This is a genomic window from Streptomyces sp. NBC_00271, assembly GCF_036178845.1.
Classification (GTDB): domain Bacteria; phylum Actinomycetota; class Actinomycetes; order Streptomycetales; family Streptomycetaceae; genus Streptomyces.
This window is the reverse complement of the sequence record NZ_CP108070.1, coordinates 11,791,700-11,804,485: the sequence shown is the minus strand read 5'-3', so window position 1 is coordinate 11,804,485 and position 12,786 is coordinate 11,791,700. Positions and strand designations below refer to the sequence as shown.

15 protein-coding genes and 1 pseudogene are annotated in these 12,786 nt (G+C 67.9%); 7 read left to right on the top strand and 9 right to left on the bottom strand.

Annotated features, from left to right (window positions below):
• Positions 1 to 69: 69 nt before the first annotated feature.
• Positions 70 to 492 carry a winged helix-turn-helix transcriptional regulator gene (locus tag OG798_RS54095; protein WP_121413774.1) on the top strand — a complete coding sequence of 141 codons (423 nt, stop codon included), beginning with the start codon at positions 70 to 72 and terminating at the stop codon, positions 490 to 492.
• Positions 493 to 608: 116 nt separating this feature from the next.
• Here the strand turns inward: OG798_RS54095 and OG798_RS54090 are convergent, their stop codons facing one another.
• From OG798_RS54090 to OG798_RS54080, 3 genes are all read right to left on the bottom strand, one after another.
• Positions 609 to 1,445 (bottom strand): IS982 family transposase, encoded by an 837-nt coding sequence (locus tag OG798_RS54090; protein ID WP_328755837.1) that lies wholly within the window; start codon positions 1,443 to 1,445, stop codon positions 609 to 611.
• A 67-nt stretch (positions 1,446 to 1,512) separates the two neighbouring features.
• Entirely contained in the window at positions 1,513 to 1,893 is a 381-nt protein-coding gene (locus OG798_RS54085; protein WP_121413437.1) for a YrdB family protein, read from the bottom strand.
• Between the two features lie 207 nt (positions 1,894 to 2,100).
• Entirely contained in the window at positions 2,101 to 2,511 is a 411-nt protein-coding gene (locus OG798_RS54080; RefSeq protein WP_328755841.1) for an ankyrin repeat domain-containing protein, read from the bottom strand.
• A 51-nt stretch (positions 2,512 to 2,562) separates the two neighbouring features.
• On the opposite strand from OG798_RS54080, the pseudogene OG798_RS54075 reads away from it, so the two are divergent.
• A pseudogene (locus tag OG798_RS54075) lies at positions 2,563 to 2,667 on the top strand (HNH endonuclease); the annotation flags it as partial.
• Between the two features lie 143 nt (positions 2,668 to 2,810).
• On the opposite strand, the gene OG798_RS54070 reads toward OG798_RS54075, so the two are convergent.
• The gene (locus OG798_RS54070; protein ID WP_328755843.1) at positions 2,811 to 4,193 is read right to left on the bottom strand and encodes an MFS transporter; all 1,383 of its coding nucleotides are present in this window, start codon (positions 4,191 to 4,193) and stop codon (positions 2,811 to 2,813) included.
• Complete coding sequence (locus OG798_RS54065; protein ID WP_435864136.1) at positions 4,109 to 5,197, bottom strand: integrase; 1,089 nt, start codon at positions 5,195 to 5,197, stop codon at positions 4,109 to 4,111. Before OG798_RS54065 ends, OG798_RS54070 begins: the two co-directional genes overlap by 85 nt.
• 578 nt (positions 5,198 to 5,775) lie before the next feature.
• Here OG798_RS54065 and OG798_RS54060 point away from each other — a divergent pair.
• The 4 genes from OG798_RS54060 (at position 5,776) to OG798_RS54045 (ending at position 8,157) form a co-directional block, all read left to right on the top strand.
• Entirely contained in the window at positions 5,776 to 6,165 is a 390-nt protein-coding gene (locus OG798_RS54060) for a hypothetical protein (RefSeq protein WP_328755845.1), read from the top strand.
• A gap of 298 nt (positions 6,166 to 6,463) precedes the next feature.
• Positions 6,464 to 6,868, top strand: a complete 405-nt coding sequence (locus tag OG798_RS54055; RefSeq protein WP_257016064.1) for an SsgA family sporulation/cell division regulator — start codon at positions 6,464 to 6,466, stop codon at positions 6,866 to 6,868.
• A gap of 66 nt (positions 6,869 to 6,934) precedes the next feature.
• The gene (locus OG798_RS54050; protein ID WP_179436216.1) at positions 6,935 to 7,243 is read left to right on the top strand and encodes a transposase; all 309 of its coding nucleotides are present in this window, start codon (positions 6,935 to 6,937) and stop codon (positions 7,241 to 7,243) included.
• Positions 7,240 to 8,157, top strand: a complete 918-nt coding sequence (locus tag OG798_RS54045) for an IS3 family transposase (protein ID WP_328755846.1) — start codon at positions 7,240 to 7,242, stop codon at positions 8,155 to 8,157. The genes OG798_RS54050 and OG798_RS54045 overlap by 4 nt, the downstream gene beginning before the upstream one ends.
• Before the next feature lie 156 nt (positions 8,158 to 8,313).
• Here OG798_RS54045 and OG798_RS54040 read toward each other — a convergent pair whose 3' ends face one another.
• From OG798_RS54040 to OG798_RS54025, 4 genes are all read right to left on the bottom strand, one after another.
• A complete protein-coding gene (locus OG798_RS54040; RefSeq protein WP_095849810.1) occupies positions 8,314 to 9,018 on the bottom strand; it encodes a TetR/AcrR family transcriptional regulator in 705 nt (234 codons plus the stop codon).
• 161 nt (positions 9,019 to 9,179) lie between these two features.
• Positions 9,180 to 9,731 (bottom strand): hypothetical protein, encoded by a 552-nt coding sequence (locus tag OG798_RS54035; RefSeq protein ID WP_143669577.1) that lies wholly within the window; start codon positions 9,729 to 9,731, stop codon positions 9,180 to 9,182.
• 458 nt (positions 9,732 to 10,189) lie between these two features.
• Positions 10,190 to 10,450, bottom strand: a complete 261-nt coding sequence (locus OG798_RS54030) for a transposase family protein (protein WP_328755849.1) — start codon at positions 10,448 to 10,450, stop codon at positions 10,190 to 10,192.
• 56 nt (positions 10,451 to 10,506) lie between these two features.
• Positions 10,507 to 11,043, bottom strand: a complete 537-nt coding sequence (locus tag OG798_RS54025) for a DUF4240 domain-containing protein (protein WP_121418137.1) — start codon at positions 11,041 to 11,043, stop codon at positions 10,507 to 10,509.
• 523 nt (positions 11,044 to 11,566) lie between these two features.
• Between OG798_RS54025 and OG798_RS54020 the strand changes: the two genes are divergently transcribed.
• Positions 11,567 to 12,601: a helix-turn-helix domain-containing protein gene (locus OG798_RS54020; protein WP_328755851.1), complete on the top strand. Its 1,035-nt coding sequence runs from the start codon at positions 11,567 to 11,569 to the stop codon at positions 12,599 to 12,601.
• Positions 12,602 to 12,786: the final 185 nt, after the last annotated feature.

The following is a 12,786-nucleotide window of genomic DNA, read 5'->3' as shown; positions in this document are numbered from 1 at the left end:
CGTGGTTCTCTTCAGTAACTACGGTGAGATCTTCAACCGGCCCAGGTCGACCCACAAGGAGGCAGTTTCGTGTCAGTGACGCACACCGAGGTAACCGCTGAACCCGCTGAACTCGAACCCTGCGGACAGCAGGACCACCCCGACTGCGGGATCCGCGACGTCCTCGACCGGGTCGGTGACAAGTGGTCGGTCCTCGTCATCGTCGAGCTCGCCAACGGCCCGCGACGCTTCCGGCAACTTCAGCGCGCCATCGATGGGATCTCCCAACGCATGCTGACCCTTACGGTGCGCCGACTGGAGCGAGACGGCCTGGTCCTTCGGACCGTGTATCCGACCGTGCCGGCCCAGGTCGACTACCGGCTCACCGAGACGGGCGCGAGCCTGACACACCTCGTCAAGGCACTTGCCGACTGGTCACTCGAACACCGGGCCCGCATCGCCCGCGCCCGTGAGACCTACGACAGCGAGCACCCCGACAACGAGATCCGCTGATCAGCGAAACGTCATCAACCTCCTGACCCGCAACACCTAGACGAGCAAGTCCTATGTGCTCAGTGATCAAATGCGATGAGGGAGCGCATGATGGGTGCTCCGGCCTTGTGGTTGTGTCAGATCGTGGCGGCCATGGCGAGGATGCGCTGGGCGACGCGGACGGCAACACCCTCGTGAGTGCGGCCGCCGTGCTGTTCCAGGCCCAACTGTCCCTTGAGCGTGTCGTTCACAGACTCGATCAGCTGGCGTACGGACTTGAGCAGTCTCTCGCCCTTGCGCTTCTTCTCCCGCTTGAACGACGGCCTCAGCAGCTCGATGCCCCGCATCGCGAGATCGTTCTCGAACTCCTTGGAGGCGAAGCCCTTGTCGGAGATCAGGAGGAGTCCGGGCCTGTCTGTGACCAGGTCGGCCTCGACGTCAAGCATGGACTGCAGTACTTCACGCTCATCCATCTTCGGGTTCGCAAGGGCCCACAGGATTGGCATGCCAACCGGCGTGCAAACCAGGTACAGGCGTAGGCCCCAGAAGAACCGGGAGTGGGACGCGCAATACCCATATCCGGCCCAGCCCACCATCTCTGAACGTATCGCTGTCGGCCGGGACATCCCACACGGCACTGGTGTCGAGTCGACGATCCAGTGGTTGTCGAACCAGAAGTCCGTGTCCACGGCGAGCATCCGTATCGCCTTCTTCACCAGTGGCAATGCCGCCTTGAGGCGCTTGTTGTACCCGGACTGCTGCGGCAGGTACGGGAACATCGCGGCCAAGTGCGTGTGCGCGTACCGCAACCAGCGCGTCTCGGAATGGAAGCCGAGCAGCGCCTGCGCGACCGCGAGGGTGACCAGCTCGGCATCGGTCAGCTGCGGCGGCCTACCCATCCAACGGCTGGCTTCCAGCTCATCATCGACCTTCACGTACAGCGCGGTCAGCAGAGTGTCCAGGTCATTCGTCACGCAACGATCTTGGACACCCTCTGTGTGTTCCCGAACGCACCGCCAACCTGATACGGCTGGGGCGGACTCAATGCCTGACCAGCCACAACACCCGGTCCCACGACAGAAGGTGGTACACGACCAGCACACCGGCGAGCATCACGGCGAGAGTGCGGGATCCCGCCGCGTACAACGCCGCCGCACCGCCGAAGAACACAGCCAGCTCCAGCAGGAACCGCAGCGGACCAGGTGTCGCAATCACCGTCCCCCCGGACCGGGATGCATCGTCTGGGGTGGCGAAGACTCCCCACAGCACGGCCACGATCAGGGGAACGGCAACCACGCAGACATACCGCAGGGAACCAGGCACGACAGCCCATGCCCAGAGCCCGAAGCACCCCAGAGCCACCAGCTCCAACACGAACCTCACACCGAGAGACAACGGGTGAAAGCCATACCCGGACGACATACGCGCAGTTCCCTCCGTCGTAGTCCCTCCAGGATCACAGACCGCCGCACGGGAAGTTCAAGAACCACCAGATCAGACATCGGACTTATTCGTCTAGGTGACCCGGCATCGCGGGCCTGCTCTGCCTCGCCAGGCGCCGGGCCGATGTCCTCTTCGCGATGCTCCGCGACGGGACCTTCTACGAGCCGCCACCACGGGCGGTGGAGCCTAGGAGGAAGTCGCGTCTCCGGCAGGCAAGTGAGCAGCCACGTCATAGTTGGCGATGCGTACCGCCAACACCCGCGGGCTCATGCCATGGCCGTTGTCTCGGTCAGGGTCGGCACCGGCCTCCAGCAGCAGCCGGATCGTCGCGCCCTCGCCCTGTGAACAGAACACCGCCCTCCACAACGGCGTATTGCCATGACGATCCGCGGTATCAACCGCCGCACCCGCGGCCAGGAGAACCTCGACAACCGATGGGGCTTGAGCCTGAGCCGCGAAATGCAGCGGCGTCCAGCCCGCATCGTCGACTGCCTCCGCGGCGGCACCTCCGGCCAAGAGCACCCTCAGGCCATCCGCGTCCCCATCGGCAGCCGCATAGTGCACCGCCGTCCGCCCCAACCGATCCCGATCCGTCATGCCGACCATCCTCACCCGGCTTGACCAAACAGATAGGGGCACCCCCCAATCGGCGCCTCCACCTGGACACCCAAGGAGCGCGAGGCCTACGCCAACGACCTGGACGACCTGGACGACCCGCGCGCGCTCATCGCGGTCTCCGCTGCCTCCAGCCGCCAGCCCATCACCATCACCCTCGCCCGCTGAACACACAAGGCCAGGCCCGCCACTACGGGGAAATCGGTGGGCCCGGATTCCGCATCCAGCCTTCTGCTGGCGAGTCGCAGACTGCCTGGCCTGCCCGACGGCCCCAAGACGTCCTAGGTCATTTTCGGTATCGCCGGCACGCACAGCCACGCGAGGCCTGCGGCGGCCAGGTAGGCGAGCGCGCCGATGGCCATGCTGGTGCGCAGCCCGGTGTTGTAGTCGGTGGCTGTGGCGAGCAGGCTGCCGCCGAGCGCGACGCCGGTGGCGCTGCCGATCTGGCGGGTGGTGTTGAACAGGGCGGAGGCGGCGCCTGAGTACGCCGAAGGCGCGGCACCCATCACGGTGGCGGTTGAACCGGTGAGGGCGAAGGAGGTACCGAATCCCGCGGCCATCATCGGGGCCAGCAGCAGCGGGTAGGCGGGGTCGGCTCCCGCCGCGGCCCAGCCGGCCAGCCCCAGGGCAGCCAGGAGCATGCCGGAGATCACCAGTGGACGGTCGCCGGTGCGGCGGGTCAGCCGCCCGGACAGGACGGAGGCGAACATGGTCATCGCCACCGTCGGGAACAGCGCCAGCCCGGTGCCGAGGGCGCTGAAGCCGCGCTGGTGCTGGAATTCCAGACTGGCGGTGAACAGCATGCCGTAGAAGCCGAAGTTGAACAGCAGGCCGATGACGGCTCCACCGCTCATCGTACGAGAGCACAGCAGGCTCGGCGGAAGGACAGGAGAGCGGGCCAGCCGCTCGCGCACCGCGAACGCCGCGGCGGCCAGCACGGCCAGGCCCACCCCAGCGAGAACAGCCGGATCGGACCAGCCCCGCCGCCCGGCCTCGTTGAGCGCCGCGGTCAGCAGCGCCACCGCCGCCACCACCGCGCACTGCGCCGGCCAGTCCAGGGCCCGGGCGGCGCGCCGGGGCGAGCGTGCCACATGCCGCAGCGTCAGCACCAGGCAGGCCACACCGACGGGCAGGTTGATGAGGAACACCCAGCGCCAGCCCATCGTGGAGACGAGCAGCCCACCCAGCAGCGGACCAGCAGCGGCCGCGATGCCCGCCATCGAACCCCACAGTCCGAAAGCCCGCGAGCGTGCGGCCGGCGCCGAGTAGGCCTGCTGGAGCAGGGCCAGGGAACCGGGCACGATCAGAGCCGCACCGAGCCCCTCCACCAACCGGGCCGCAACCAGGGACGGGGCGCCCGGCGCGAGCGCGCACGCGGCCGAGGACAGAGTGAACACCGCCACGCCCGTGCAGAAGACCCGACGGTTGCCCAGCCGGTCACCGAGCGCGCCACCGGTCAGCAGGAACCCGGCGAAGACCAGGGTGTACCCATCGGTGATCCACTGGATGCCGGTGAGCGAGGCCGACAGTTCGCGGCCGATCACCGGCACGGCGACGTTGATGGCCGTCACATCCAGGATCACCATGAAATACCCGGCGCACACCGCCAGCAGCGGTGCCCAGAACCGTCGCTCGGACTCCGGGGCCGGCTCGGGAGAGGGCATCGACTCACCACCGCCGGCCGACTCCGCGAACGCCACGGCCCAACTCCGTCCCATCCGCCGAGACACGACATCAAAAGCCACAATAAGGGACATATGCGGGACTGCGAGATCACCCGGTGGCAGCTCAACCTCTCGAACCCGCGTAGCGCGTGGAGCAGGTGGTGTTGGTTCCGGATCAGGGTGCGGTCCAACAGCTCGCGCCGGCAGGTCGGCACCCACCGTTCCATGATCGAGTTCATGCGAGGCATCCGTACTCCGCTGAGTACTACCTCGATCCCCGCATCGTTGAGGACGGCGTCGAACAGGCCGGGAAACTTCCCGTCCCGGTCCCGGATCAGCAACCTGGCCCGGCAGCCGGCGTCTTCGAGGTTCATGACAAGGTTCTTCGCGGCTTGCGTCACCCACCTGGCGGTGGGGTGCGCGGTGGCGCCGAGGATCCGGATCCGGTGGCTGGCGTGCTCGATCACCGCGAACACATACATGCGCGCCCCGGGCAAGGTGACCGTTTCCAGGAAGTCACACGCCAGCAGGGCGTCGGCCTGGGAGCGCCGGAAGTCCGCCCCCGTGCTCGTAGCACGCTCGGGTGCCGGATCGATCCCGGCTTCCTGGAGGATCTCCCAGACGGTGGAGGCTGCCACCCCGACGCCCAGAACGAGGAGTTCGCCGTGGATACGGCGATATCCCCAGTTGGAGTTCTCGCGGGCGAGCCGCAGCACCAGCAGCCGGACGGAGCGCACGGTCCGCGGCCTCCCCGGCCGCTTGGGCCGGGAGCGCGCAGCGTGGCGGCGCGCGACCAGATCACGGTGCCGGCGCAGCACCGTGTCCGGACGCACCACCAGCCGAATCCTGCGCAGCACCTCCGAGGGCAGGCCGTGCAGCAACGCTGCCAGGAACGCGCGATCGCCTGGAGAGAACCGGATCCTCTCGCCACCGAGTTGGCGCTCCAGCACCGTGATCTGATGGCGCAGGGCGAGGATCTCTGTGTGCTTGTCCCGATCGCTCATGGGCAGCAGGCGCAGCACGGCGAACGCTTTCGCCACGGTCAGGCAAGCCAGTCACAGCAGCACGACCGGCGATCATGCCGGGGTGATCGCAGGCCGCGCGAGAGTACCAATCCGAGCATCCGCGCACGCGGCCTTCCAGCGTCTCGCACACCGACTTCCACCTGAGCGGATGAGGTTTTCGGCAAGGGCAGCGTCGGCCGCGGGAGAGCCGAGCGGTGATGTCGGACGACATCCCCGATGCGCAGGTCGCGGCGCAGGCGGCGCCTGATCCCGGCGGCTCCCGGCGCGCGCTTGGCGTCGGCGCCCCGGGTCCCGGGTGCCCGTTCCTGCGGGTCGGGCCGGGCGCCCGCCGCCTCGGCCGTCGTCGCCCTGCTCGTGGCATTCGACCCCTCCGACGTGCTGTGATGAGCCTCACCGTAAACATGAGGGCCCCCTCGAGTACGCTGGGCAACGCCGAACATGAGGACCCCCTCCGGATGATCCTCGCAGTTCGGCACCCGGCCGATCCGGATTCCCCGGATCACGGACAGGACGGCCGCCCGGTCAACGGAATCGCGGCACATCACAAGGAGATGACCATGAACAAGTGGATCAAGCGCGTCTCGACCGCTGTCGCTTCCACGGCGCTGGCAGGCGGAGCCCTTCTCGGAGTCAGCGGCACGGCGTCAGCAGCGACGGCCTCGGCGCCCGGGACGCACACGCAGACCGCGATCACCGCCTTCACCACCGGCGGCGACCGCACGAACGGATACCAGAGCACTCACCACGACGCACAGAACGACAGCTGGGGCGCACCCCGCGGCTGGTACACGAACGACCACCGTCAGGGCCACTACGGGGAAGAGCGCTGGAACGGTAGCCACCTGTACGTCTGGGACGGGTACCGCTGGGAGGAGGCGACGACGTACCGCGTCAGCACCGAGCGCTGGTACCTGGACCAGGTCGCGTGGTACGCGGACCAGCGCTGATGCGGCCGCAGGCCAGCACGGTCGGTTTGACCGGCCGCAACGACGCGGCTTTGGGATGCGCCGTTGCGACTCGTCAAACCGACCGCTCGCCGAGCCGACATCGGGCGCAAGCCGGTGAAATCGCCCCCCGGGCGAACAAGGACAACACGCGGGAACCGCGTGGGCTGCTCCCGCCTACCGGCGCTTCCGATCGCGCCGGCGGTACCGCCACCCCCGCGCCTCGAAGCACACAGGGAGCCATCGCAGTGCCGGGCGAGCGGGGACATGAAAGTGAGGGACAGTGAGATCGGTCAGAACCGTGGCACACGAGCTGCCCGTGCGGCTCGTCTTGTCGCACGACCTGTCGGTGTCGATACCTGCAGCACTGCAGTACGACGCGGATGACCCCTATGCCGTGCGTGCCGTCTTCCACCCCCTGGACCAGAGCGGAACGGTCGAGTGGTTCCTCAGCCGCGACATGGTGGCTCAGGCTCTGAGCGAGCACACCGGGCACGCAGACGTGCGCATGTGGCCGACCAGTGACTCGGGACGCGATGTGGTGCGCATGGTTCTCAGTTCGCCTGCAGGATCAGCCCTGCTCGAATTCCCCGCGCAGAGCGTGGAATCCTTCCTGCGCGAAACGCGGTCCGCGGTGCCGCCGGGGACCGAATCCAGCCGGTTCGACCTGGACGCCGAACTGGCACAGCTGCTGGCGGAAAACTGAGGTTCCCCCGAGATGCGGAGTGTATTGACAGAGGGTCAGATGGGACTCATGAGAGGAACATCGACCATGGCCGCTCCCAGAAAGTACTCGCTGGAGTTGCGTGAGCGTGCGGTACGGATGTACCGCACCTCCGACCCCAAGCCGCAGATCAAGAAGCTCGCCGTCGACCTCGGCGTCCACCCCGAGGCCCTGCGCGGCTGGATCCGCCAGGCCGAGGCGGACGCCGGCGAGCGCGACGACCGGCTGACCACCGATGAACGCGCCGAGCTCGCCGCGCTGCGCAAGGAGAACGTCCAGCTCAAGCGGGCCAACGAGGTCCTGCGGACGGCCTCGGCTTTTTTCGCGGCGCAGCTCGACCCGACCCGGCCCAGGTGACGGCGCTCGTTGACGAGCACCCGCACCTGGGAGTCGAGTGCGTACTCCGGGAACTCTCCATCGCCTCCTCGACGTACTACCGCTGGCGTCGTGCCGAGCGCGAGCCGTGCGAACGCCGGCGCCGCGACGTGGAACTCACCGAGCAGATCAAGGAGATCCACGCCGACTCGGGCGGGATCTACGGCTCGCCGCGCGTGCACGCCCTGCTCAAGCGCGAGGGCGTCCACGTGGGCCGCAAACGGGTCGAGCGCCTGATGCGCGAGGCCGAGATCGCGGGCATCAGCCCACGCCGAAGCGCCTTCACACGCCGCGATCCCAAGGCCACACTCGCCCCGGACCTGGTCGAGCGGGACTTCACCGCACCCGCGCCGAACCGGCTGTGGGTCACCGACCTCACCATGATCACCACCGGTGAGGGGCCCTTGTGGCTCTCGGCGATCCGGGACGCGTTCTCCCGCCGGGTGGTCGCCTGGGAGACCTCCGCCCGCGCGGACGCCGACCTGGTCCTGACCACCCTCGAGTACGCCCTCGCCTCCCGCGAGGTCGAGCCCGGCACGCTCGTCCACCACGCCGACCACGGCTGTCAGTACACGTCCGTGAAGCTGACAACTCGCTTGGTGCGAGCGGGAGTTCACGCGTCCATGGGCTCAGTCGGGGACTCTTACGACAACGCCCTCGCGGAGAACCTGTGGATGATCATCAAGACGGAGTGCATCCGCGGGCGCGTCTTCGCCACCCGCGCCGAGGCGAATCTCGCTCTGTTCGAGTACATCGACGGCTTCTATAACTCCCGGCGCATCCAGAAGCGGCTCGGCTACCTCAGCCCGATCGAGTTCAAGGAGAAGCACTACGCCGACCAGGCAACGGCCGAACGAACGAGCCTGAAACCCCGTCAACCCGCCCTGACCAGCTGATCAGCACCTCCCGCACACCGGGGGAACCCCAAACTGAACACCATCCCCCTGGACGGTGACGCCCCCGTGGGACTGAGGGCCCGGATGCCGACGGCGGCACCGGGCCCGCCGCATGTCCCGCTGCATGCCGTGTTGCACGACCTCGTCAGCCGCGGCTCATGCCTCCTCACGGCACTCGCGGCACTCCTCTTCGGGGCACTCGAGAGTGGTGAGGGTCTGCGCGAACTGCTGAGGGGTCAGCGGGGGTTCGGGCAGTTCGTGGGCACACTCGGCGCGGAAGGCGTCGAGCAGCAGGTGGAGATGGCGGCGCCAGGCGTGGGGAGCGACGGCACGGGTGGCCTGGATGATCCCGACCTGGGACCAGATCACGAAAGCGACGTCCTCCGGAGTGACATCGTCACGCAGGACGCCCTGCTCCTGGGCGTTCCGGAAGATCTGAGCGACCCATTCCTCCGTGCGCTCGAACATTCCCCTGCCGAGCGCGTGGACGGGCAGGCGGGCCGAGACCAGGTCGTTGAAGGCCCGGTCACAGGCCTGCAGTTCACAGAGCTTTTCCAGGTAGGAGCAGAACCCCTCCCAGGCGTCGTCCATGGCCGCGGCATCTTCGGCCGCAGCGAGCAGATCCGTGAACTTCGCGGTGAAGAGCTCCTCGACCAGGTCGAGCCGGCGCGGGAAGTGCCGGTAGACCGTGCCGATCGCGACACCCGCCTCGCGGGCAACACCCTCCAGGGAAGCGTCCAGCCCCTGCTCGGCGAAAGCCTTGCGGGCAGCGGCCACGATCGCGTCCCTGTTGCGCTGCGCGTCGCGGCGCAGCGGTTTGGCCGGCGCCTGGGGCGCGGACAGGACGTGCTGGTGACTCATACATCAAGACTAACATGAGGGACCCCTCGAATTAGGCTGTGATCGTGCTCACGGTACGGACGGAACGTGGTCCAGAAGCACGCACGCAGGGCGCGCCGAAGACGACGAGACTCCGGCACAGGCCGCTGGTGTGATGCGCCTGAATTTGCAGGCGCATCACGCTAGTAGGCGAAGTCGTAGGCGATGAAGGCGAGGCAGACGACCGTTCCGTCCTCCTCCAGTGCCTCGTAGCCGTCTCGTTCCTCCTCATTGACCGGGAAGAACAGGGCGTTGCCACCGCGGTCCGGATCGGTGACGATCTCGGCGTAGTTGACCCGGCGGCCCTGGCCGTCGCCGGCCGCGATGATCCGCTCGGCCTCGCGGAGATCGGCCTCGGCATCGCGGCCGTCGACGTGCAGCGGATCGAACGGATCGCCGCACAGGACGGCGTATCCGTCCAGCGCCGCCGGTTCGTAGCCGTTGTATCCGTCGGTCCAGTCGGCCGCGACGATCCGGGCGGGATCCGCCAGCGGCAGGACGACCATGCTGACCCGGGCCACCGCCGGTTCGTCGCCCACCTGAGACCAGTAGAAGCCCGCGTACACCGGAGCCCTGCTGGGGTCGGAGAGCAGGCCGCCATGACCCCATCGACCGGTGGTCGCCATCCCGTACCAGGTGACGTACTCCGCGAGTTCCAACTCTCCGACGCACGCGAACCATTCCGGCCGCGTCATTCCCTTCTCACCGTTCCGATTGACGTGATCCACCCACCGCCATAACAGGGCGTCCATGGTGGCCGTTGGGGTGGCGGAAGCGGGCGAATCCTTGGCTGCTGTCATGGGTCACAGCATGGCAGGGAGGTGTGACAGTCCCGCCGCGTCCAGGCAGGTGGCCGACGACAAGTCGCAGCTGTGCGTGCCACACCCCGCGTGTGTGCGCGATCGGCCGGACAGGTCCTGGACGTGCCCCGGGTCGGCGCGGCTCACTGATGCTGGACCGGCGGGCAGTTGCCGGTCTCCCGATGGTGTTGATGTCGGCGCTGGACCGTGAGTCCCCCGCGTTCGCGGCGATCTGGCGCTGGGCGATCACGGTCCGGCAGGCGTGGAGTGCGGAGGCGAGCAGGTGGACGGCTGCGCCGTCGGTGCGGGGTCCTCGCACGGTCTTGCCGTCGACGGCCAGACCGACCAGGGTGTCACCGGGTTCGTCGACCGGTGGCGGCGTACCGGGCGAGCCAGGCGCCCACGGCGTCGTCCAGGGCGTCGCCGTCCAAGCGGGCCAGAAGTCGTCCCAGCGTGGAGGCGTTCGGCGTGCTGGAGGTCAGTCCGAGTTGTCCGCGCAGGTCGGAGTCGGTATCGGCGGCGAAGCGGGCGATGGCCGCCAGGGACGTGGCTCCGCCGAGGACGGCGACCATGCACAGCGCGGGCAGGGAGCCCAGACACCTCACGTTGCTCACTCGTCAAGTCGTCGGGATGAGACCTTCGAACACCGTTTGGTGACCGACCAGGTGACTTACTCCAGATGGAGAGCGGCCAAGCGTGGCAGGCGGCGGGTCATCTCTCCTCGGTCGTCGAAGTCGAAGTCCCAGGCAGGGTCTAGCTCCGGGTATCGGATCGTCAATGCGTCGGCAGGGAGCTGCTCACCAGTCGCCATGTTGTGGGCGTTCCAGGCGATGCTCAGCACTTCCTCACCGTCCAGGTCCAGGCCGTCGGCCGCCGAGGCTTGCACGATGGGCAGTTGTGCGAGGGCGTCAGGCTCAGAGACTATGCGCTCGAAGACCTCACACCCCTGTGCGATCAGCCAACCGCGGAAGTAGTCGAAGCCGTCGTCGGAGCAGCCGCCGTTGATGACGTAGGCAGCGGCCCACAAAGGGTTCGTGTAGGAGTCGGCCATCAGGTCCCACAACACCTGCTGGGCGGCGACGATCTCCTCGGCCGGACGGGTGGCAAGCAGTGAGGTTGCCTCGCGAGCGACCGTCCCGCTCTCATTCGGGTCGAGCGCCTGGTTGCGTGCTGCCGCGATGAGCTGCCAGAACTGCTGTTTGTTCATGATGGCAGAGCATGTCACCCGATACTGACAGCGCATTCGGTCCCGCTGATCGGATGTCACGCTGCCGCTGTCTCCATCTCCTGGCCGGAGGCATCGCAGCCCCGTGCTCGAACATCCCGAGCAGCATCCGCTCCATCGGCACGTCCTCAACTACGGATTAGGCGGTAGCGGCGGCCCCGGACCCGGCGGGGACCGGGGTATCCGGCCCAACACGTCCGCCAGGCAGGTGAGCTGTGACGGTTCCGGGCAGGGGAATCGGTGTCCGCGCAGTTTCGAGAAGCTTGCTCATCAGGGGTCGCGTCTCTCGTTGCCGAACTGGGCGAACCGACCACGGCGGCACGTACGCAGGCGATCAGCTCATCTCGCCGAATCAGAGCGCATCAGCTCTGCCCCTCGACCGCTGCCAAGCGGGTCGTCTGTAGGAAGATTGGCACGGTGCCCACATGAGCCATGGCGACGTACTGCGGAACACGAGCACCACAGGATGGCGTTGAAGCAATGACGGTGAGGGGATCAGAGAGTCATGCACAGTACTGGAGCGGGGGTCGACGGCGCGCGCGGGGTGCTCGCAGTGGACTCGACCGCCCCGGACGCCGCACCGTGGGGACTCGACGCCTTCCGGCGCGGGTGGCAGACGCAGATCGGCGACGATGTCTTCCAACTGCCGGCCTTCAGCCCGGACACGATCGGTGACTTCCGGGTCAAGGGCAACGTGGCCAAGGTGCACGGCGCGGCGATCGCCGATCTTCACGCCGCGTCGGCAACCCGGACCGCGGACGCCCCAGGCGGCGATCAGGATCTGGTGGCCATGTACGTAGTGCAGCGCGGCGCATGGACGCTGGGCGGGCCGCCCGGTCGCGGCGAGCAGACCGTATCGGCCGGGCAGTTCCTCGTCCGGCACGTCGGGCGCCTGACGGCCTTCGAAACGTCGGCGCACCTCACGGCGAAGTTCTTAGTCCTGCCCCCCGGCGAGCTCAAACCCCTGCTCGGGAACCGGGTCATCACCGGGCCGGCGGACTCGGCCGAGATACGCCTGCTGACGGCCCTCACGGACATGATCCACACAACTGTGGCCGACCTCGGCCCAGCCGGTGTGGAAGCCACCCACGGCGCCCTGATCGAGCTGGCCAAGGCGGTGGCGAAGGGCCGGTTCGACGACGTAGAACCCCGGCTGGCTCCCGCGCTCACCCAGGCAGCCAAGGACCTCGCGGACCGCCGGCTCGCTGATCCCGAACTTTCTCCTGCGATGCTTGCGCGTGAACTCAACATCTCCGTCCGTACGCTGCACCGGGCATTCGCCGCGGTGGGAGAACAGGTGGCCACCTACATCCGCCACCGGCGACTGCAAGAGGCCCGGCTCGCCCTCACCGCGCCGTCAGGTCGCCTGAGTATCTCGGAACTCGCCGCACACTGGCAGTTCGCGGACAGCAGCCACTTCACCCGGACCTTCAAGAACCACTACGGTCAGACTCCCACCGAGTACGCCCGCTCGACCGGAGCAGCCTCGCTCTCGCCGAACAGGCACCTGCCGGGCCACGGGCCGGCCGAAAGCGCGTGACCAAAGGTACGACCGCAGTTCAGCGGATGCCGCCAACTCGTGTCCCGGGCAAGGCAGGCCGGCGCTGTGGGCGGCCTGGGCATGTGACCTGGGCGAGATGCTGCCGATGAGGGCGCGGATCTGGGTGACCTCGCCGGCGGTGCCCGCGTGGCCCTCGGACTTCAGGAACTCGGCGCTTCCCGGCG